15 protein-coding genes and 1 riboswitch are annotated in these 20,701 nt (G+C 59.1%); of the genes, 10 read left to right on the top strand and 5 right to left on the bottom strand.

Annotation, left to right across the window (positions count from 1 at the left end):
- The first annotated feature begins 35 nt into the window (after window positions 1-35).
- The 8 genes from VGR81_10070 (at window position 36) to bcp (ending at window position 8,618) form a co-directional block, all read left to right on the top strand.
- Window positions 36-1,187 (top strand): ABC transporter substrate-binding protein, encoded by a 1,152-nt coding sequence (locus tag VGR81_10070; GenBank protein ID HEV2289286.1) that lies wholly within the window; start codon window positions 36-38, stop codon window positions 1,185-1,187.
- The gene (locus VGR81_10065) at window positions 1,175-2,191 is read left to right on the top strand and encodes an iron ABC transporter permease (protein ID HEV2289285.1); all 1,017 of its coding nucleotides are present in this window, start codon (window positions 1,175-1,177) and stop codon (window positions 2,189-2,191) included. Before VGR81_10070 ends, VGR81_10065 begins: the two co-directional genes overlap by 13 nt.
- Window positions 2,188-3,111, top strand: coding sequence for an ABC transporter ATP-binding protein (locus VGR81_10060; GenBank protein ID HEV2289284.1), 924 nt, complete (start codon window positions 2,188-2,190; stop codon window positions 3,109-3,111). The genes VGR81_10065 and VGR81_10060 overlap by 4 nt, the downstream gene beginning before the upstream one ends.
- A 102-nt stretch (window positions 3,112-3,213) precedes the next feature.
- A riboswitch (cobalamin riboswitch) is annotated at window positions 3,214-3,404 on the top strand.
- 85 nt (window positions 3,405-3,489) lie between these two features.
- Window positions 3,490-5,700, top strand: coding sequence for a TonB-dependent receptor (locus tag VGR81_10055; GenBank protein ID HEV2289283.1), 2,211 nt, complete (start codon window positions 3,490-3,492; stop codon window positions 5,698-5,700).
- 169 nt (window positions 5,701-5,869) lie between these two features.
- Window positions 5,870-6,256 (top strand): hypothetical protein, encoded by a 387-nt coding sequence (locus tag VGR81_10050; GenBank protein ID HEV2289282.1) that lies wholly within the window; start codon window positions 5,870-5,872, stop codon window positions 6,254-6,256.
- A gap of 1 nt (window position 6,257) precedes the next feature.
- The gene (locus tag VGR81_10045; protein HEV2289281.1) at window positions 6,258-6,470 is read left to right on the top strand and encodes a helix-turn-helix transcriptional regulator; all 213 of its coding nucleotides are present in this window, start codon (window positions 6,258-6,260) and stop codon (window positions 6,468-6,470) included.
- Window positions 6,471-6,629: 159 nt separating this feature from the next.
- Window positions 6,630-8,126: an Asp-tRNA(Asn)/Glu-tRNA(Gln) amidotransferase subunit GatB gene (gene gatB, locus VGR81_10040; protein ID HEV2289280.1), complete on the top strand. Its 1,497-nt coding sequence runs from the start codon at window positions 6,630-6,632 to the stop codon at window positions 8,124-8,126.
- An 18-nt stretch (window positions 8,127-8,144) separates the two neighbouring features.
- A complete protein-coding gene (gene bcp / locus VGR81_10035) occupies window positions 8,145-8,618 on the top strand; it encodes a thioredoxin-dependent thiol peroxidase (protein ID HEV2289279.1) in 474 nt (157 codons plus the stop codon).
- 51 nt (window positions 8,619-8,669) lie between these two features.
- On the opposite strand, the gene panC is transcribed toward bcp, so the two are convergent.
- The 4 genes from panC to VGR81_10015 all read right to left on the bottom strand — a co-directional run bounded on the left by panC (window position 8,670) and on the right by VGR81_10015 (window position 15,170).
- Window positions 8,670-9,560: a pantoate--beta-alanine ligase gene (gene panC / locus VGR81_10030; protein HEV2289278.1), complete on the bottom strand. Its 891-nt coding sequence runs from the start codon at window positions 9,558-9,560 to the stop codon at window positions 8,670-8,672.
- Between the two features lie 29 nt (window positions 9,561-9,589).
- Window positions 9,590-10,093 carry a DinB family protein gene (locus tag VGR81_10025; protein ID HEV2289277.1) on the bottom strand — a complete coding sequence of 168 codons (504 nt, stop codon included), beginning with the start codon at window positions 10,091-10,093 and terminating at the stop codon, window positions 9,590-9,592.
- 26 nt (window positions 10,094-10,119) lie between these two features.
- On the bottom strand, window positions 10,120-11,013 hold the full coding sequence (gene panB, locus VGR81_10020; protein ID HEV2289276.1) for a 3-methyl-2-oxobutanoate hydroxymethyltransferase: 894 nt from the start codon (window positions 11,011-11,013) through the stop codon (window positions 10,120-10,122).
- A gap of 749 nt (window positions 11,014-11,762) precedes the next feature.
- Window positions 11,763-15,170, bottom strand: a complete 3,408-nt coding sequence (locus tag VGR81_10015; protein HEV2289275.1) for a glycosyltransferase — start codon at window positions 15,168-15,170, stop codon at window positions 11,763-11,765.
- A gap of 39 nt (window positions 15,171-15,209) precedes the next feature.
- Between VGR81_10015 and VGR81_10010 the strand changes: the two genes are divergently transcribed.
- Window positions 15,210-16,667, top strand: a complete 1,458-nt coding sequence (locus tag VGR81_10010; GenBank protein HEV2289274.1) for a hypothetical protein — start codon at window positions 15,210-15,212, stop codon at window positions 16,665-16,667.
- A 147-nt stretch (window positions 16,668-16,814) separates the two neighbouring features.
- Complete coding sequence (locus VGR81_10005; protein ID HEV2289273.1) at window positions 16,815-19,376, top strand: ABC transporter permease; 2,562 nt, start codon at window positions 16,815-16,817, stop codon at window positions 19,374-19,376.
- Between the two features lie 60 nt (window positions 19,377-19,436).
- Here VGR81_10005 and VGR81_10000 read toward each other — a convergent pair whose 3' ends face one another.
- Window positions 19,437-20,402 carry a helix-turn-helix domain-containing GNAT family N-acetyltransferase gene (locus VGR81_10000; GenBank protein ID HEV2289272.1) on the bottom strand — a complete coding sequence of 322 codons (966 nt, stop codon included), beginning with the start codon at window positions 20,400-20,402 and terminating at the stop codon, window positions 19,437-19,439.
- Window positions 20,403-20,701 lie beyond the last annotated feature (299 nt).

Below are 20,701 nucleotides of genomic sequence, written 5' to 3'. Positions count from 1 at the left end.
GTGGGGCTTTTTTATTTTTGGCGGATGAATTCCAAATGACGGGCGTGCCGAAAAGCCTGGAGCAGTTCCGGCGAAGACTCGCCGCAGCATGCGGCGTCGCTGCGCTCGCATGTTGCTCTGGCGCCCGAACAAACGCGGGTGTGTGCAGCACGATGCTGCAAGCTGCTGTCTCGGAGCAAACCTCTGCGCCAGTCGCTGTGCCTGCCAAAAAAATGACGCGCGAAGTCGTTGATGAAGTCGGCCGTCACGTCATCATTCCAAATGACGTCCGCCGCATCGTTTCTCTCGCGCCCAACCTCACCGAAATTGTCTACGCGCTCGGTGCCCAGGATCGCCTCGCCGGCGTCTCCGCGTTCACCGACTATCCGCCTGACGCGAAGACCAAGCCCAGCGTCGGGATGCCCGTGAATCCCAGCCTCGAGGCCATCGCCGGCGCTCAACCTGACGTTGTGCTGGTAACCTCGGCAATCAATCGCCTGGAAACCGTCAACGCTCTCGAGCAGGCGGGCATTGCTGTCTATGCAACGGATCCGCACACCGTCGAAGGAACCCTCGATTCCATCCGTCACATTGGCGGTGTGATTGGCGCGCAGACACAAGCGGAAACTCTCGTTGCGAAATTGCAGCAGCAGCTCGATGCTTTGAAAGCAAAGCTCGCCGGAGTCGCGCCCACGCGTGTCTTGTTCGTCGTGTGGGATCAGCCGCTGCAGTCCATCGGCGAAAACACATTTATCGCCGACGCCTTACGTTGGGCTGGAGCGGAATCCGTGATTCATACCAAACAAAATTGGCCACTAGTCGGCATGGAGGAAATCGTAAAGCTCAACCCCGGTTACATCATTTACGCGGAGAATCAAATGGGCGAAGACGCTGGCAATGATTCGCCCGCATCGCTGGACATTAGTGCCGCCATTGCGCGGCATCTCACCGAGCTTCGCGGCGAACCCGGCTGGCGCGATTTGCCCGCCGTGCGCGATGGTCACGTCGCCGTCATCAGCGACGAAGTGAATCTTCCTGCGCCGGGACTTGTTGGCGCTATCGAACAACTGGCGCAAGAGCTGCATCCCGAAGCCTTCACGCCGAAACAGCCCGCGGAGCCAAACGCGAGCGAAGAGCACTCAGCATCGCGCCTCTGGGTTTCCTTGCGTCAGCAGCCAGGATCGGAGGAACGCTCGTGCGCCCGCTGACGCCGCGCCGCATCGCCCTCATTTGCGCCGGCCTCGGCGCAATTTTGTTCGCCGTTGTTGTCGTCTCGCTGCGCGTCGGCGCCTATCCCATCAGCGTCACGGATATTGCCATGACGCTTCTGCGCGGCGCGATTCATCACTGGGACAACATTCCGCCCGATTATTCCAACGTCATCTTCCAGATTCGCCTGCCGCGCATCGCTCTGGGAATTCTCGTCGGTGCGGCGCTCTCGGTTTCCGGCGGCTCATTTCAAGCTTTGCTGCGCAATCCGCTCGCCGATCCCTATGTGCTGGGTGTTTCAAGCGGCGCAGCGCTCGGCGCGATTATCTCGCTGGCCTGGTTCCCCCATCAGGTCTGGACGATGCAAGCGTTCGCGTTTCTCGGCGCGCTCGTGACCATCGCCGCAGTCTATTTTCTCGGCCGTCGCGGTGGCCAGCTCGACAGCACCACGCTTCTCCTTGCCGGAATCATCACCGCTTCGTTTCTTTCCGCCGTCATTATGTTCCTGATGACCACCATCAGCGGTCGCGAACTGCGCGGCATGGCCTTCTGGCTCATGGGCGACCTCTCGAGTCCGCCCGAAATCGAGCTGCGCTATCTCTATCCCATCCTCCTGATTGCCATCGGCGCGATTTACACAACTTCTTCCGATCTGAATCTGATTCTCACCGGTGAGCAGGAAGCGCATCACCTCGGCGTCAACGTCGCCCGCGTCAAACTCGTCGTATACGTCGGCGCATCACTCCTGACCGGCCTCGCTGTTTCCGTCAGCGGCGCAATCGGCTACGTCGGCCTGCTCGTGCCGCACGTAATTCGCATGATTTTCGGCTCCGATCATCGTCTTCTGATTCCTGCGTCCGCGCTCGGCGGCGCAATTGCCGTCGCACTCGCCGACACGCTTGCGCGCACCATCGTCGCGCCCACCGAGCTTCCCGTCGGGGCCATGACCGCCGCCATCGGCGCGCCGGTATTCATCTATCTGCTCAAACGGAGGCTGGCATGAGCGCGCAGGGCCAGCCCATGCCCCCCGCCGGTCAAACCGTCGCCGCCGGTTATATGCAGAATCCCGTGCGCCTGCTCGTCGAGCAGGCCAGTTTCGCCTATGCCGCCGCAGGCCGCGAAGCGCCGGAATTCACCCTCGGCCCCGTGACCTTCAGCGCGCGCCAGCGAGAATTGGTCGCCGTCCTCGGCCCCAACGCCAGCGGTAAATCCACTTTGCTGCGCCTGCTTTCCGGCGAATCCAAGGCTCTCTCCGGCCGCGTCGAGCTCGATGGCACGCCACCCAGTCAGTTGAGCCTCCGCGAGCGCGCCCAGCGCGTAGCTCTCGTTCATCAGGAAAGCTCGCTGCTCTTTCCCATGTACGTTTGGGAATACGTCATGCAAGGCCGTTATCCCTATGGCCATCGTCTGCGTTTCGAAGGTGAAGCCGATTGCCTTCTGGCTGAAAACGCCCTTGCGCAAGTCGGCGCTAAACTGCTCATCGACCGCCGCATGGATCGTCTTTCCGGCGGCGAACGCCAGCGCGTCATTCTCGCGCGCGCTCTCGCCCAGCAGCCGCTGCTCTTGCTCCTCGATGAGCCCACGCGCAATCTGGACATCGGCGGAAAAGTCGAATTGATGCGCCGCCTGCAGGAGCTTTCCGAGCAGAGCCGCTACACGGTGATCGTCGTCACTCACGAATTGAATCTCGCCGCGGAATTCTTCGATCTAATCGTCCTCATGCAGCGCGGCAAGTGCGTCGCCGCGGGAAAGCCGGCGGATGTCTATCGCCGCGAACTGCTCGAGCAGGTTTTCGAGACGCCTTTAGACGTCGACCGCGCGCCCAGCGGCCGCCCGCGCGTGATTTTACGCGGTGGCGTGGACGCTCCCGAAATCATGGACGAAGTGGCAGGCACGAGTTCCGATTCCGCGCCCAAGAATTGATGGCGGGAAGAGTTTGTAGCAGTTTGCGGCCAGCAGCGTTTTACCGGTAGGAAACGGCGAGCCGAAAGTGAACTCACTTCGCGGCCTGCCGCGCCCGCCGGCGACAATCACACGAGACTCCGTGCACGGGAAGGCGGTCAAAAGCCGCCGCCGCTGCGCGACTGTAGGGCGGAAATAATCGGACGCGCGCCACTGCTTCGGTGCTTCGTCGCCAGACGCGACACCGCGGCGGGAAGGCCGCGTCCAGAATTCGCCGCCAAGCCAGGAGACCGGCGGAGTCTCATCCCGCAGCCCGCGTCGCTCGCGCAAAATCGCGAGCGGCCCGAACTTCGGGACAGCCTTCACACTCCCGCGCGAGAGGGAGCGGAGGATAAAAAAATGAGACTTTTCGTTCGATTCCTTTGCCTTTCCGTTTTTTCTCTTTTAGCGTTTCTCGGTTTTTCGAATTTCAGCTGCGCACAATCCACAGCAACCATTTTCGGCCGCGTCACAGACCGCAGTGGCGCAGCCATCGTCGGCGCGCGAATTTCCATTCGCTCAACAGCCGAAAACGCCGCCGCAATTCAATCCAAAAGCGCCGCGGACGGAACATTCTCTGTGGAACTTCCCCCGGGACGCTATCGCATCCGCGTCGCTGCTCCGCAAATGGCCAGCGCGGAAAAGGAATTCACTCTGGCGGCCGGAGAAAAGCGCACTTGGGACGTGCGCCTGGAATTGGCGCCGCTCTCTTCGCGAGTCGTCGTCTCTTCTCAGGCCGAGCCTGCGCCGGCAAACACCGTCGCATCTCCGGTGACCGTACTGACGCGCGAAGATATCGAACAGCGCCAAGCGATTTGGCTCGCCTCCCTGCTTTCTTCCGCCGCGGGAGCCAGCGTCGCGCGCCTTGGCGCGCTCGGTGGCATCGCTTCATTCTTCCTCGACGGCGGAAACTCGAACTACACCAAGTTCTTCGTTGATGGTACGCCCATCAACGAGCCAGGCGGCGACATCGACCCGTCGAATCTCGATCTCTCCAACGTCGACAAAATCGAAATCGTTCATGGCGCTTCGAGCGCACTCTTTGGCTCTGACGCAATGGACGGCGTCGTGCAAATCTTCACGCACCGCGGCGACACAACAACTCCTGTCCTCACGCTCACTGGCGAAGGCGGTACGTTCGGCACCGGTCTTGGCAGCGGCGATTTGAGCGGCAAACTCGGTCAGTTCGATTATTCCTCGGCGGTTTCGTATTTCGATAGCAGCGGTCAGGGACCAAATGACGCTTTTCGCGACACTACGCTTTCCGGCGATTTCGGCTACAAAATCAGCAATACGGATCAGCTGCGGCTCTCGCTGCGCAGCTCTTCAAGCGACGCGGGCCAGCCGGGCCAGACTCTGCTCGAACCTCCCATCCTCGGCCAGTCGTCCGGCCTGCACGATTTCGCCGCCAATCTCAGCTGGGATTTTTCCACCGGCTCGCACTGGGAGCATCATCTTGCGGGCACCGAATCCTATTTTCGTGATGACCTCACCGACGTCGGTGTTTATACCGACATCAACCAATTCAATCGCGCCGGCTTCGTCGAACAGTCCACGTATCTCGTCCCGAAGGGCGCTGTCTCGCTCGGCTACAACTACGAAGTCGAAAACGGTTCCGCGGGCGGGCCGCACGAGCGCCGCAATAATCAGGGCGGCTATCTCGAAGCGCATTACGAATTCCTTCCGCGCTTGACCGGCATCGCCGGCGTCCGCGCCGAGGACAATGCCGATTTTGGCACGCGCGTCGTCCCGCGCCTTGGCCTTGCCTATCTCGCGCGCGTCGGCAGCGATTTCTGGGGCGAGACGAAGCTGCGCACTTCCTACGGCCTCGGCATTAAGGAGCCGGACTTCGTGCAATCTTTTGAAGCCGATCCTTGTTTTCCCGGAAATCCGAATCTCAGTCCCGAGCGCAGCAACACGTTCAACGCCGGTGTGGATCAGGCCGTCGCGCAGGATCGCGTGAGATTCTCCGCGACGTTTTTTCACAATACCTATAGCGATATCGTCAGCTTCGCATCGTGTCCGCCGCCGTCGTTTGGCCCGTGCGCGCTGCCCGTGCCGCCGGGATGTCCCTCGGCGGAGCTCAACGCCGTCGGCTACGGCGAATTCTTCAATACGGATTTGTCTCGCGCCTTCGGAGTCAACACGACGATCGAAGCCCGGCCCTTCGCGTGGCTCGCTATCATCGGCAATTACTCGTACGACGACACGCGCGTTCTCAAAGCGCCGAATGCCTTCGATCCAACGCTCACGCCCGGAAATCGCTTGTTTCTCCGTCCGTTGAATTCCGCTGACCTGATCTTGAACGCGACAATTCGTCACATGGATTGGAACGTTGCCGGATATTTCGTCGGCCGCGAAACCGACAGCGATTTTCTCGGCCTCGGCTTCACGAGCAATCCCGGCTACTTCCGCCTCGACATGGGAACGCAATTCCCGCTCTGGCACGGCATCACGGCCATGGCCCATGTCGAAAATCTCCTCGACCGCAAATATCAATACGCCGTTGGCTATCCCGCGCTTGGTCTCAACTATCGCGCCGGCGTCAAATACACCTGGGGCGGCAAATAGCCGCCCCCGAGGCCTCACCCAAGCCATTGAATCGAAAGGCTTTGTGGAACCACAATCTTGTATGTAAATAATATTTGACATATAGTCTTATAACTTTTACTCTGTGTCAAGATTAGATTACATCTTTTAAGGAGGTCTTCCCATGTCCTTTCGCGAGAAAACAGCTTGGATGTCACTGGTGACTATGTCGGTCATTTACGCCAACTACTTTTGGTCTCTCCGCCGCTCCGGCGCGGGGATATTCGGCCCTCATTCCGGCGACTTGCTGGGAACGATCGTTGCCCTCGCAGTCGCGCAAGTTGTGCTGACCGTTGCCGTCGCCATTTTCTCCCCGAAGGAAGCCAAGGTGCCGCGCGACGAGCGCGACAAGTTGATCGATCTCAGAGCTTCGCGCTTTGCCTATCTCGCGCTCGCCGGGAGCGTCGCGTGCGCTTGCTTTTTCGGCGGATTCAACCCGCCAATCATCTTCGACACCAACGCTTTGTTGTTCATTCTTGTCGTAGTTGAAGTCTTGCGTTCTGGCTGCCAAATCATTCAGTACCGGCGCGGTAGCTGATATGGCCAGGATCCGCAACGAGATCAGGCGCTTGCGTTTTGAACACGGCGAGATGACTCAGCAGCAGTTGGCCGAAAAAATCAACGTCACACGCCAGACTGTGAACGCCATCGAACTCGGAAAATATTCACCATCGCTCGAGGCCGCCTTCCGCATCGCCGCCGTATTCGGCCAGCCTCTCGAAACCGTCTTCCACTATTCCGAAAACGACTAGGCACAATTTCGCGATGGTTCAGTTTGAATTTTCTTGTTCGTGACACAAGGAGTCAAAATTCAAACTGACCCATAACTGACAATTTGGCCTGCCTCCAAGCCGTGCAGAGCTGCCAGTTGAAACAGTGCTCTCCGTTAGGAATGTTATAATTCCTCCTCCATGAGTCCCGCGAGCGTGCGAACCGCAGAAGAGCGCCAAAAAATTCCCGCCGAAGTGCGCGCGCGATATGAGAGCGTGATCGGTCTCGAAGTCCACGCTCAGCTCGCCACAAAGACGAAGGCCTTTTGCGCTTGTTCCACGCGCTTTGGCGACCCTCCGAACACGAATGTCTGCCCTGTATGCCTCGGATTACCCGGCGCGCTGCCCGTACTGAATCGCCGCGCACTCGAGCTTGCAGTGAAGGCAGCGCTGGCCTTGCATTGTAACGTTCAGGAGCGCTCCCGCTTTGCCCGCAAGAATTATTTTTATCCCGACCTGCCGAAGGGCTATCAAATTTCGCAATATGAATTGCCTGTCGCGCTCGGCGGCTGGCTCGAAATCACGCTCGACGAAAATAAAAAGCGAATCGGCATCACGCGCCTGCACATGGAAGAAGACGCCGCGAAAAATCTCCATGAAGGATTTGCCGATGCCGGCGAATACAGCCACATCGACTTCAATCGTTGCGGCGTGCCGCTGATCGAAATCGTCAGCGAACCGGATTTGCGCGCTCCGGAAGAAGCCCACGCCTATCTCACGAATTTGAAGCAATCGCTCCTTTACACGCAGGTGAGCGACTGCAATATGGAAGAAGGCTCGCTGCGCTGCGATGCAAACGTAAGCGTGCGATTGCGCGGCAGCGAAAAATTCGGCACGAAGGTCGAAGTGAAAAATCTGAATTCCTTCCGCTATTTGCAGCACGCTCTCGAATACGAAATCGAGCGCCAAATCGGCGTGCTCGAATCCGGCGGAACAGTTGTGCAAGAGACGCGCCTGTGGAACGTCGCTGCGGGTCGCACGGAATCCATGCGCTCCAAGGAATTCGCGCACGATTACCGCTATTTTCCCGATCCCGATCTTCTGCCCGTGCAGGTCCTCGCCGCGTGGAAAGAGGAAATTGCCCGCTCCATGCCCGAGTTGCCGGACGCGAAACGCGCGCGGTTCTTGGAGAAATATGGCATCACTGCGTATGACGCCGGAGTTTTGACCGAGACGCGTGAGCGTGCCGATTATTTCGAGGCTGTCGTTCGAGCCGGTGCCAGCGCGAAATTCGCGGCGAATTGGATTCAAACGGAACTGTTGCGCCGCCTCAACGAAGGGGAAAAAGAAATCGGCGATTCACCGGTGCGGCCTGAAGCGCTCGCGGATTTGCTCCGCCGCGTCGAAAGCGGAGAAATCACCGGAGCCATCGGCAAACGCGTTTTCGCAAAAATGTTTGAGGCCGGAAAATCGGCATCGGATGTGATTGCCGCCGAAGGTCTCGCGCCCATCACGGATACGGGTAGTGTCGAGGCCATTTGCCGCAGTGTCATTGCAGGCAATCCTGAGAACGTCGCCAAATTTCGCGCGGGCAACGAGGGCGTCTTCAAATTTTTTGTCGGCCAGGTCATGCGCGAATCGCGCGGTCGCGCGAATCCGCAGGATGTGAATGAAATTTTGAAACGTTTGCTGGCGTAATCAAGAAGAGGGAACGCGATGCGGGAACCTTTGAAAGTGGGCGAGCGCGCGCCGGAATTCAAATTGCCGGCAGACGATGGCAGCACGGTGGAACTCAGCGATTTTCGCGGCAAGAATGTCGTGCTGTTCTTTTTCCCCAAGGCGCTGACGCCCGGTTGAAGCAACGAAGCGTCCGAGTTTCGCGACGCGAAGAAAAAATTTGAAAAGCTGAATACCGTGATTCTTGGCTGTAGCGGCGATTCCGTAGGCTTACAGGCGAAATTCAAAGCCAAGTACAATTTGAATTTTCCTCTGCTCGCAGACGCGAAATTCGAAGCCATCGAAAATTACGGCGCGCGAAGAATGAAAAGTTTTCTCGGCAAATCGTTTCTGGGAATCGTGCGCATGTCTTACTGGATCGGCCCGGACGCGAAAATCGTGCACGTGTGGGATAAAGCCAGCGCGAAAGGCCATGCCGCAGAAGTGCTCGAAGAAATTTCCAAAGCAAAATAAACTTCTGCCACGTCAGACCATTTTCAGTTTACCTTGGTTCCACGCTTTTCTTCATAGTGAAACGACGCATTCTTCGCGGTGCTCGCCATCTTTCGGCAGGATACGAACGAGCATGTTGTCGATCAGGCGCGTCGCACCGAATTTCGCGGCAACGAGAACCAGGCAGTCATTGCGCAGAAATTGCAGCGGCTCGAAAGAGTCCGCATCAACGATTTCCGCGTAATCCAGTTTGGCGAGCGGTTCAGCGGTGATGGCGGTGCGAAACTTTTCGAGCAGTGGCGCGCAGGCGCGCTCGCCGCGTTCGATTTCACTGCGTATCGCGGCGAGAGAGCCGGAAAGAATCGTGGCGGCGCGGCGTTCGGCGGCGCTCAGATACGCATTGCGCGAAGACATGGCCAAACCATCGGCCTCGCGCACGATGGGACAAACAACAATTTCACAATCCAGATTCAAATCGGAAACCATCTGGCGAATGATGCGCGCCTGTTGCGCATCCTTGCGGCCGAAATAGGCGAAGCGCGGTCGGACGATTTCGAAAAGCTTCAGGACAATCGTCGTGACGCCCTGAAAATGCCCGGGGCGAACGCGGCCTTCCCATTTTTCGCTCAAACCTTCGACGCGGACTGTGCTGCGAAATTCCGGCGGATATATCGCAGGCGCATCCGGCGCGAAAAGATAATCGACGCCGAGATTTTCGAGCTGCGCGCAGTCCGTTTCGAAAGCGCGCGGATATTTTTCAAAATCCTCGCTTGGACCAAACTGTTTGGGATTCACAAAAATCGAAACGACGACGGGAGAGCACTGCTGCTTGGCCGCGCGGAGGAGCGAAAGATGGCCTTCGTGCAACGCTCCCATCGTAGGCACAAAGCCGATGACGCGCCCGGCGCCTTCGGCCGTTCGCGACGATTGTTTCATCCATTCGACTGTGCGGATGATTTCCATGCGCGCGCGAAAAATTTCCTCGTGAAATTTCAGTTGTGCGATTTGCCGGCGCGCTCTCGGAAAAAAGCGATGAGATCGGTTGTCGAAGGAGCGGCGCCGAGCTGGCGAAGCATGGTCGTGATTTGGCCGCGATGATATGTGCCGTGATTGACCAGATGCTGAAGCATCTGCCACATGGGATTCGAAAACACGTTGCCTTTCGTGTTCTTGTATTCAACGGCGCGATCGAGATCCGCCGCCGTCAATTTTTGTATGAAGGCGCTCAAATCCGTTTCGTTTGTTTGCCAGCGCGCGCGAATCGCCGTGAGATCAGGAAAATCACTGGGAGGAAAAGCCGGCGAGCGTCCGAGCCAGCGCTCGAGCCACAGCCACTCTGCGAGCATGATGTGCGCAAGCGTGTCGCGCACGGAAGGGAAACTGGAGTGCAAATTTTGCGTGAGTTGCTCGGCGCTGAGCGGCGCGCAGGCGTCGAGCACACGATGGTTTGCCCAGGAATTGTATGCGTAAAGCGTCCGTACATTGTCGAGGGTCATGTTTTGAGAGCCTCCTTGTCCGGCATTCAGTGAATGTGCGTTTTCGGCTGCGCGCCTAATTGCGGTGCGTGAAACGATTCGGCGTCGGAAGGAAAATTTCCGCTGCGCACATCTTCGCAGAACGTACGTGCGGCACGCGAAATCTGCTCGCCGATATTGACGTACCGGCGAGCAAATTTCGGCGAGCCGCCCAGCGTCAGTCCAACCATGTCGTGGAAGACGAGCACCTGGCCATCGCAATCGGGGCCGGCGCCGATGCCGATGGTGGGGATGCGCAATTCGCGCGTGATGCGCGCAGCGAGTTCGCGCGGCACGGATTCGAGCACGACGGAAAAAGCGCCAGCGGCTTCGACAGCTCGCGCGTCGCGCAGGAGACGCTCGGCAGCGTCGGGAGTTTTTCCCTGCACGCGAAAACCGCCGAATTCGAGAACGGATTGCGGCGTGAGGCCGATGTGAGCCATCACGGGAATTTCAGAATCGACAAGGCGCGCGATCATCTCCATGCGCTTTTCGCCGCCTTCGATTTTCACGGCGTCGACGCCGCCTTCTTTCACGAGGCGCAGGGCCTGGCGCACGGAATCGTCGAGCGAAACGTGAAAGCTGCCGAAAGGCATGTCGGCGACGAGCAGCGCTCGATGCGCGCCGCGGCGCACGGCTTTCGTGAAGACGAGCATTTCTTCGGGCGTGACGGGCAGCGTGGTTTCATAGCCGAGCACGACCATGCCGAGCGAATCGCCGACGAGGAGAATATCGACGCCAGCTTCGTCGAGCAGATGCGCGGTGGGATAGTCATAAGCCGTAAGGCAGGTGATTTTTTGCCGCGTGTCTGTGGAATCGGCGGAACTTTTGCGGTGAAGAATGTCAGGCACGGTGATTTTTCCGTTGCCTGCATTTTTGCCTGCAGGAGGTACTGCGCTCATGTTGTCCTCCGGTGCCGCCCCTGACTGCGGGTGCAGCCCATCACCAGCGAGATTATAGCAGAAAAGGCGGCCCGAGAATGATGTCGACGAGCATTCGGCAGACGATTTGCACATCTTGCGAAAACGTCCGAGACGCGAAGAGCGTACCTTGGGAAAAGTGCATATCTCTGGCGATTAGAAACAGGTCCGAGTCTTTGTTTTGTGTAAGTTACTGGCATTTCTAATAATTCAGAGGTCTGGCGATTAGAAATGGCAAGAAAGGCGGAGTAAGCGGCTCGGGAGGGACTCAGGCGGCCAGGAGGCGCCACCGGGAGCCTCGCGGGAAGCTGAGCGTTGCGGAGTTGGATGCGCTAACCATACGGTATCATTATATCGTAAGTTAACAGAATTTTCAACAGATTCTTGTTGGTGAGACGACGGCAGGGATTGAATCTTTCTAGTACAGCACAAGATTTTGGAGCTTCAAGTACTCGGGGAAATTGTAATTTTTCGCCGCTGGATGTGTTTGAAAGAAAACTAGGAAGATTAAAGCGCCGTCCTTTGTGTCGGAGCTGAAGCTCCGACCCCCTGAGGGGCAACTGCAGATTCCTCGTCGCAAAAAACGCTCCTCGGAATGACAACGAGAAGAAACAAATCTTTCGCACTGTTCGCCACCATCTTTGACGTGAGGCCTGACGCGCTGAACGCGACTCGGGGAGTCGCGCGGGCGCAGCAAGCAGCGCCCCTACGAAAACCACGCGAGAAGCGCGTCAAGTCTGGGTGACGGGGGCGGCGGGGATTTCGGGTTTTTGGGGTTCGACGCCGCGCCAGCCGACGGGGCGGCCCTGCACGGCTTCCTTGAGCGATTGGAAAAGGACGAAGTACATCATCTGGCGATAGTAAAAGCGCTGAATGAGCAGAGGAATGAGCAGCGACCAGTCTTCGCCTTTTTCGAGAGCGAAGGCCACGATGCAGGTGAAAAGGTCAATGAGCATGAAGGCGGCGAAAAAGATGAGCGAGCGGACGACGTCGTCGCTGGTCCAGAGCGGCGGCAGATGCGTGATGCGGAACTGCGCGAGTCCCCAGAGAAGAATCGAGAAGAGAAACAGAAAATCGATGAGCGGGGAGACGAGCGGAAGAACGATCTGGAAGAGGAAAACGTTGGGAAGCGTGATCCAGCCCATGGTGCCATAGCGCGGGCGGCCAAGAGCGTCGCTGTGCTTCCAGACAGCCTGGAGCGTGCCGAAGGTCCAGCGGAAACGCTGGCGGATGAGCGCGTCCATAGTGTCGGGAACTTCGGTGCGGCCGATGGCGTCTTCGTCGTAGAGAATTCTCCAGGCGTGGCGGCGAATGGTGAGCGTGAGATCGGTATCTTCAGCAACAGTGTCGCCGGCGAAGCCGCCGCAACTGCGCATGGCTTCGGCGCGCCAGGCGCCGACGGCTCCGGGAACCACGGGAATGCAATTGAGAAGATCGAAGGCGCGCTTTTCGAGATTCTGGCTGGTGATGTATTCGAGCGCCTGCCAGCGCGTGAGCCAGCGATTGCGGTTCATGACTTTCACGTTCCCGGCGACCGCGCCGACACGCGGATTGGCGAAATGACGGACAAGTCGCGGAATGGCTTCGCGGTCGACGATGGTATCCGCGTCGATGGTAACGATGATTTCGCCCGAGGCTTCCGAGAGGCCGTGATTGAGCGCGGCGGACTTGCCGTAGTTCGCCTGGCGAATCAGGCGAACGCGCGGCTCATGGCCGAAAAGTTCGAGGACGCGCGCGCTGGTCCGGTCGGTAGAGCCGTCGTCGATGACGATGATTTCGAGCTTCGGATAATTGGAAGCGAGCGCCGAGCCGACAGTGTCCACGATGACCGCTTCTTCGTTGTACGCGGGAATGAGCACGGTGACCTTCGGTTTATATTCGGGATGATCCTGCGGCGCGGGGCGGAGTTTCTCGGCGAGCGCGAGAATGCCGATGAACAGCGCGCGCCCGCTGACGAGAACGATTCCGGCGACGAAAATGAAGGCGATAATAAGACGCAGCCAGTGGAAGATATTGAAAATCAGCGAATCGGTCTCGGCGAAGAAATGCTCTTCGCGGCTCAGCGGAGGCATGACCTGCGCGCGGTCTTGATTGAGAAGCTGCGAGACGGTGACGAACGAATAGCCCTGTGCCTTCAGCCGCTCGATGATTTGCGGAAGCGCGGCGACGGTGTGGCTGCGATTGCCGCCGCCATCGTGCATGATGATGACGTTGCCGGGAAGCTTGTCGACCTGATCGACGACGCGCTGAACAATGGTCTCGACGGGAGGCGGAGGAACGCCGCCTTCCTCGCCCCAATCGTGCGGATCAATATGGCCGGCGACGAGAAGATAGCCCATCGATTGCGGAATCGGCAGATTGGCGACTTCGTCGGCGGTTTCCGGCTCTTCGTCGATGCCATAGGGCGGGCGGAAGAGCAAAGTTTTCACGCCTAAATCGCTCTCGATGAGGCGCTGCGTGAGATTCAACTCGAATTCGATTTGCGTTTTCGATGCGGCGTCGAAATCCGGATGGGTGTACGTGTGGTTGCCGATTTCATCGCCATCGGCGAATTCCTGATGGACGAGGTCGGGATAGCGGTCCACTTCGACGCCAATGACGAAAAATGTTGCGGGAACGTTTTCGCGCTTGAGGACATCGAGGATTTGCTGAGTCCAGGGCGTGTCCGGGCCGTCGTCAAACGTGAGCGCCAGTTCCTTGGGATTGGCGCCGCCCATGCGATCGATGCGCCAGGAGAGCGGATACTTGGTGATGCGCTCGTCGGTGAACGTGTCGGTGGACGAATCATATTTGAACGTGCGATCACCGCTCTGCGGTTTGGCCGTGATGCGCCAGAGATCGCCGGCTCCTTCGAGAATCAGGTCGTAGCCGGGCGGAATCGAATCCAGTTGCGCACGATTTTGATCGTTGGGATGCACGGTGTCCCAGATGCTCCAGATGGAGGGATCTTCGGTGCCGAAGCGCCAAAGCGCCGTGCCTTGAATGCCGGCGCGCTCGGCGGCGCGAAGCTGGTTATATGCCGTGAGAGCGTCCAGCATCCAGACGTTGTGGACGTTGCCGGACTCGTCTTCATAGTTGTAAAACGGGCTGAGCGAAGCGGGGTCGAACTGGATGGTGGCGTCCGACTCGAGCGCGCGAACACACGCGGACTGAAACGAGAGCGCCTCAGCGACGGGATGCGCATCTTTCTTCGTGGGCGATGGCCAGTCGTAGGCGTAATTCGCGATGCCCATGACGAGTTTTTGCGGCGGGACGATTTTGAGAATGGTGTTCAGATTCTTGAGATACCAAGTTTGGTCGACGATCGAGCCGGCGGCGGATTGCGGCCAGTGAAAATCGTAGTTCATGAGGATGATGGCATCGGAATCCGCGCCGAGGGATTTGTAATCGTAAGTCCAGTCCGCGGCGGGAAGAGCGACCATCAATTTCAGGTTCACGGCATGAAGACCGGCGCCGAGTTCGCGGATGAATTCGGTGAAATCCTTCTGGCTCGAATCGGGCACTTCCTCGAAGTCGACCGCGAGGCCAGCGACTTTGTGCGACTCGGCATAAGAAACGAGAGAGCCGACCAGGCGCTGGCGCGCGTCGGCGTGCGCGAGCATTTGCGCCATGGGGTCGATTTGCCAGACGCTGCCGTCATAGTTATTGAGCAGCGGCATCATGGGAATTTCGACGTTGATGGATTTCAGCCAGTTGTCGAGCTTGGGATCTTTGTCGACGGCGAGCGAACCATCGGCGGTGAAGGCGTGGAGCTCTTCGGGAATCAGGAGGTCGATATCGTGATAATGCAGCTCGAGCGAAGCGAGGCTGTTGGAATCCCAGTTGACGTAAAACGCCGCGCGCAGGGGATCGTATTTTTCCGGGATTTCGCCGAGCGCCGCGACCTTGCGCTGGCGGCCCGGGCGGACGTTAGTGCGTTTGACTCTGGACAGAGTAGGGTGCATCGGCGCGGTGACGGGATGATATGCCGGGCCGCGCTCGGGCAGGAGCAGTTCGGGAAGATTCGGGCGGCGCAGGATATTGAAAAAAAAGATTACGACGACGAGCGTGAAGAAAACGCCCGAGACTTCGAGAACACGGCGCGTCCGGCGCCACCGGCGGCGCTCTTCGTCGTAGAATATGGGCTTGTGCTTTGTCATGCCTTCATTCCAAGCTAGCCGTCCACGGAAAGACTGTCAATGACGGCTTCAACTAAGATGCGCGCGCATGTCACCGGCGCTGTACTGGCGGCGTTCGCAATCCGGTTGTTTTTTATCCTAAAATTTCCGTTCTCCGACGCCGGCGATACACCGCTCTACCAGGCGCTTGCGCACAACATGCTGGCGCACGGCACCTACGGCATCAGCGTTTTCGGCAAACTTACACCCGTGGACATGCGAACGCCAGGGTATCCGGCGTTTCTGGCGACCATTTACGCCATTTTCGGCGAAAGCACGCGAGTGGTGATGGTAGCGCAAGCCGCCGTGGATGTGCTGACGTGCATCATCGTGGCCGCTATGGCCGCGATGATTGCACCGCGCGAATCCCGCCGCTGCGTGGCGTTTGCGGCGCTGTGGCTCGCGGCGATATGCCCGTTTACAGCGAACTATACCGCCGTGCTGCTGACGGAGCCGCTCGCAACGTTTCTGACAGCTCTGGCGCTTCTGGTGCTGATGGAGGCGATGCGCGGCGAAAATCTTCGTGCACTGGACAGCGCCGCAACGGGAAATTCGCCCGGCGAACTAAAACCAGAGATGCGGTGGCTGCTGGGCGGAATCGTCACGGGATTTGGGGCTCTCGTGCGGCCAGAAGGGCCGCTCCTGCTGGCCGGTCCGGCGATTGTGCTGCTGGGATACTGGCGCCGGCCGAAAAATTGGCCGAAGCTCGCACGCGCCGGCGCGCTCATGGGCTTCGGATTGATCTTGCCTCTGGCGCCGTGGGCTGCGCGCAACTGGCGGACGCTCCATCGCGTGCAATTCCTCGCGCCGGCTTACAGCGAATTACCCGACGAGTACACGCCGCACGGATTTTTCTCGTGGGAAAAGACCTGGCTGTGGCGATTCCGCGATGTTTTTCTAGTGTCGTGGAATTTGGGAAGCGACAGAATCGAAATGGACGATCTTCCGGCCGCAGCGTTCGATTCACCAGCCGAGCGCGAGCGCGTCGCGAATCTTCTGGCGCAATACAACGCCTCCCTGGAAATGTCCGCGGATATCGACGGGCAATTCGCGGAAATCGCGCGAGAGCGAACCGCGCGGCATCCGCTGCGGACTTACGCAGAAGTTCCGGCGCTGCGAGCGCTTGCGATGTGGTTCACGCCGCGCGTGGAAATGCTGCCACTCTCGGGGAAATTCTGGCCCGTCGGCTATTGGTGGGAAGACAGCCCCTCGCAATACTGCTATTCGTTCACGCTTTTTGTGATGGGCATTGCGTATGGAGTGCTAGCGCTGCTTGGCGCGTGGCGATGCCGGAAAGACCCTGTCGTCTGGATGCTCGTCGCGTTCATCGTGGTGCGCACGGCATTTTTGACGACGATTGAGACTCCTGAACCGCGCTACGTCCTGGAATGTTTTCCTGCGGTGTTTGCGCTGGGTGCGCAACTGTGGGCGAAGCGAAACGCCAGGGCCATGCCGGACCCGAACGGAACCGCTGCGTGATGCGCCTGGCAAAGGCGTATCGTCCTCGACCTGTTTTTTTCCTGAACGTGCTCACCAAACGACGCTCTGCAGAGTCAATAGACTAGCGAAGCCGGTAAACGCAAGGACGCAGGAACGATTGGCTTCGGATCGAGTTCAGGAATTTTAATGAGCAATTTACTCGGGAATCTTCGCTACGCGCTGCGGCAATTCCGACTCGCGCCCATTTTCGCGGCCTCGGCGATACTCACGCTGGCGCTGGGCATCGGCGGCACGACGGCGATCTTCACGCTGATCCATGCGGTGATGATTCGCTCGCTGCCGGTGAAAGATCCCGCGACGCTCTATCGCGTCGGCGACGGCAATGATTGCTGCGTGGAAAGCGGCTTGCAAGGCCGCTGGGGCATGTATTCCTATCCGCTGTACGAACGGCTGAAGTCGGCAGTGCCGGAATTCGAAGAAGTGGCCGCGTTCCAGGCAGGCGGGATGCGGATGAGCGTGCGGCGGGAAGGCGCCGAATCCGTTCCGCGGCCTTTGCGGTCCGAATATGTCACAGGGAGTTATTTTTCGACGCTTGGCGTGAGGCCTTTCGGCGGGCGGCTGTTCACGCCGCAAGATGACATGGAAGGCGCGCCGCCGGTTGCAGTTCTCAGCCACCACGCCTGGCAGCTGAATTACGGCTCGGATCCCTCCGTTGTCGGCGCGACATTCGATGTTGAGGGACATGCATTCACAGTCATCGGCGTAGCGCCAGCGGGATTTTTCGGTGAAACGCTGCGCAGCGACCCGCCGGACATCTGGATACCGGTGCATCAAGAGATGCTTATCGACGGCGTTGGCGCACGCCTGCATCAATCGCCGCCGGCATGGCTGCGCATGATCGGCCGTTTACGGCCTGGCACATCGACGACGGGGATGGCGCCGCGGCTTACGGGAGTGCTGCGGCAATGGTTGCAGCACGATTCCCAATATCCGGCGAATTGGATGGGCGACGTCATCCGCGCGCTTCCGAAGCAGAGCATCAGCGTCGTCCCGGCGGGGGCGGGAGTCACAGTGATGAAGGAGGATTACAGCCGCAGCCTGGAGATTCTCCTCGCCGTGTGCGCCATGGTGTTGCTCATCGCTTGCGCGAATGTTGCTAATTTGCTGCTGGCCCGGGCGGTCGCGCGCCGCGGACAGACAGCGCTGCGACTGGCTATCGGCGCCACGCGGCGGCAAATCGTTGTGCAGGCGCTGACGGAAAGCATAGTGCTCGCTGTTGCTGGAGGAGTCGTCGGACTGCTCGTCGCCGTCGCCGCCGCGCGATTGCTGCTGGCACTCGCGTTTCAGAGCGCGCATTTTCTTCCCATCAGCGTGACGCCTTCGCTGGTGGTTTTGGCGTTCGCGTTTGGATTGGCGCTCCTCACGGGGATTATTTTTGGCGCGGCGCCCGCGTGGTTTGCCACGCGCACGGACCCGGCCGAGGCGCTGCGCAGCTCGAGCCGGAGTTCGACGGGGAGATCTTCCTTGGCGCGCAAAGCGCTGCTGATTTTGCAATTCAGTGTTTCTGTGGTGCTGGTTGCCGGCGCGACGATGCTGGCGAGAAGCCTCGGAAACCTCGAAGGGCAAAATTTCGGGTTTCAGGTCAAAGGCCGGGTGGAAGTTTCGCTGCACAATCCCGACGCGGGCCGCACACCGGCAGAGCTGAACGCGCTCTACCGCAAAATCGAAGACAGCGTCATCCGTTTGCCGGGAGTGCGCAGCGCGGGCCTGGCGCTCTACAATCCGCTGACGGACAATTGGGGAGAAATGATCGAAATCGCCGGCCATCCTCCGTCATCCGCGACGAGCAATGAAACCGGCGCGTCATGGGACCGCGTCAGCCCCAATTATCTGCAGAATCTCGGAATTCCCATTTTGCGCGGACGCTACTTCACAGATGCAGATAATGAAAATGCCGCGCCGGTGGCCATTGTCAACCGGGCTTTCGTGAAGCGCTTCTTCAAAAACGGCGAAGATCCGCTCGGACAGCATTTCGGCCTGGACTTGCCGGAAAATGCCGGCACATACCGGATCGTTGGTGTGGCGGGCGATGCGCATTTCGCGGGCTGGGGATTCACCCTGCCGCCTTTTGCGATGTTTTATGTGCCGCTGGCACAGTACGTGAATTACAAAACAGAGCTGATGCAAAAACTCGAATTCGGCTCGCATCAGATCGGCGGAATCATGCTGGTGACGAACGACCCTCCTGGAACGCTCGAACCGCAACTGACGCGCGCGCTTGCGGAGATCGATCCCAATCTCACGGTCACGAGCGTTCGCACGGTGAAACAGCAGATCGACCTTTCGTTTGACCAGGAGCGCGCCGTCGCGAGCCTCGCCGGTCTCTTCGGCGTGGTTGCGCTGCTGTTGGCGGCCATAGGGCTCTACGGCGTCACGGCTTACACTGTCGCGCAGCGCACCAATGAAATCGGCATTCGCATGGCGCTGGGCGCCAATCGTGCGAACGTGGTGCAGTTGGTTTTGCGCGGCGCATTCGAGCGCGTGCTATTCGGACTGCTGCTCGGTTTGCCTCTGGCCATCGGCGCGGGCAAATTGATTGCTTCACAGCTTTTCGCCGTCTCGTCGTGGGATCCGCTCGCGCTCGGTGTAGCGACGAGCGCCCTCGCGCTCTGTTCGTTCATCGCCGCGATCATTCCAGCGGCGCGCGCAGCTTCGATTTCGCCCATGACTGCGCTGCGGGTCGAATAAAGCGATCGAGCGTTGCGTGGTTGTGCCGCGCCGGCGCTTTGGCGCTGTAGAGAGCCATTCCTAGAGGGCGAGGTCCCAGGTTTCCGCGACGAGGTCGAGGCTGAAGCTGTGATGCGACTCGCTGTGGACGCGGCGGAATCCAGCGGCTTTGTAGATGCGGCGCGCGGAATCGAGATGACTTTGCGTCCAGAGCGTAATTTTTTTGTAGCCTGCCTGGCGCGCAAAGCGAATGCATTCCTCGACGAGCCGCCGGCCGATGCCGAGGCCGCGCGCGATAGGCTCCACATACAATAAACGCAGCTTGGCGACTGATTTGGATTTCTTCACCAGAAAAACGGAGCCGACGATTTCGCCTTCGCGTTCAGCGATCCAGCAGCGTTCGCGCTTCGCGTCGAAATTCTGAATGAACTCGCCGACGATGCGCGCACAGAGCGCTTCAAATTGCTCGTCGTAGCCATATTCCTGTGAATACAGAACGCCGTGACGATGAACGATCCAGCCCATGTCGCCCGACTGATGGAAGCGGAGGAGATAGGGCGCGCCACTCGCGGGTTTTTCTTTGGATTTGTCGCCGAGGAGATTTGCGATAGTGTCCATAGCGCTTGCGAGGCGAGCCTGCTCTTTCGCAGGCAGGGCACGGAGCATGGCGCCGACTTCTTCATTGGCGCGGCGGTCGAGCGGCGCGAGGGCTTTGCGGCCGCGAGCGGTCAGCGCGAGAAAACTCTGGCGGCCATCGCTCGCGGAACGTTTCTTATCAACGAAGCCACGGCGGACGAAATCGCGCAGGATGCGGCTGAGATAGCCGGTGTCCAAGCTGAGATTGCGGGCGACGGCGCTTGCGGAAGGATTTTCGAGCTGCGCGATCTCATAGAGCACGCGGCCTTCGGCGAGCGAAAAGGGAGTGTGCAGAAAACTTTCATCGAGCACGCCGATGCGCTTGGTATAGAAGCGATTGAAACGGCGGATGGCGTCGATCCGCCCGGCGAGCGTGGGGTCGACGGCCGGCGGTCCGGGTGCGATGGACATATGAATGACACTGTCACATAGATAGTTGACACTGTCAATTAGTTTTCCAGCGTCACCGCGCCGAAGAACCGCTCGAAAAACCTTTGGCGGACGGAGTGACTCCGGGCGGGCAAAATTTTCGCGTAACCTTTTGCCGGCCCGGCAGTTTATGTTATGGAGAGCGCGTATTGCGGGAGCAGGGGTTCAAGGGCCGAGAAAATGAAGCGGACGAGCGGCTTTTGGTGGAGGCGGCGCGACGCGCTCAGCCAGCCGAGGGTCCACAGGGAAGAAACCCGTTCAAAAGAAAAAAGTGTGGAGGA

This window comes from Candidatus Acidiferrales bacterium, from assembly GCA_035934015.1.
GTDB lineage: Bacteria > Acidobacteriota > Terriglobia > Acidiferrales > UBA7541 > DAHUXN01.
The sequence above is the reverse complement of the archived record's forward strand: the minus strand, read 5'-3'. Positions and strand labels throughout refer to the sequence as shown.

Excerpts from the sequence above, each read along its gene's own strand:
- VGR81_10060 (HEV2289284.1), top strand. The coding sequence starts at position 2,188 with ATGAGCGCGCAGGGCCAGCCCATGCCCCCCGCCGGTCAAACCGTCGCC.
- gatB (HEV2289280.1), top strand. The coding sequence starts at position 6,630 with ATGAGTCCCGCGAGCGTGCGAACCGCAGAAGAGCGCCAAAAAATTCCC.
- VGR81_10005 (HEV2289273.1), top strand. The coding sequence starts at position 16,815 with ATGAGCAATTTACTCGGGAATCTTCGCTACGCGCTGCGGCAATTCCGA.
- VGR81_10000 (HEV2289272.1), bottom strand. The coding sequence starts at position 20,402 with ATGTCCATCGCACCCGGACCGCCGGCCGTCGACCCCACGCTCGCCGGG.
- VGR81_10055 (HEV2289283.1), top strand. The coding sequence starts at position 3,490 with ATGAGACTTTTCGTTCGATTCCTTTGCCTTTCCGTTTTTTCTCTTTTA.
- VGR81_10045 (HEV2289281.1), top strand. The coding sequence starts at position 6,258 with ATGGCCAGGATCCGCAACGAGATCAGGCGCTTGCGTTTTGAACACGGC.
- VGR81_10070 (HEV2289286.1), top strand. The coding sequence starts at position 36 with ATGACGGGCGTGCCGAAAAGCCTGGAGCAGTTCCGGCGAAGACTCGCC.
- VGR81_10050 (HEV2289282.1), top strand. The coding sequence starts at position 5,870 with ATGTCACTGGTGACTATGTCGGTCATTTACGCCAACTACTTTTGGTCT.
- VGR81_10025 (HEV2289277.1), bottom strand. The coding sequence starts at position 10,093 with ATGACCCTCGACAATGTACGGACGCTTTACGCATACAATTCCTGGGCA.
- panC (HEV2289278.1), bottom strand. The coding sequence starts at position 9,560 with ATGGAAATCATCCGCACAGTCGAATGGATGAAACAATCGTCGCGAACG.
- VGR81_10010 (HEV2289274.1), top strand. The coding sequence starts at position 15,210 with ATGACGGCTTCAACTAAGATGCGCGCGCATGTCACCGGCGCTGTACTG.
- VGR81_10015 (HEV2289275.1), bottom strand. The coding sequence starts at position 15,170 with ATGACAAAGCACAAGCCCATATTCTACGACGAAGAGCGCCGCCGGTGG.
- panB (HEV2289276.1), bottom strand. The coding sequence starts at position 11,013 with ATGAGCGCAGTACCTCCTGCAGGCAAAAATGCAGGCAACGGAAAAATC.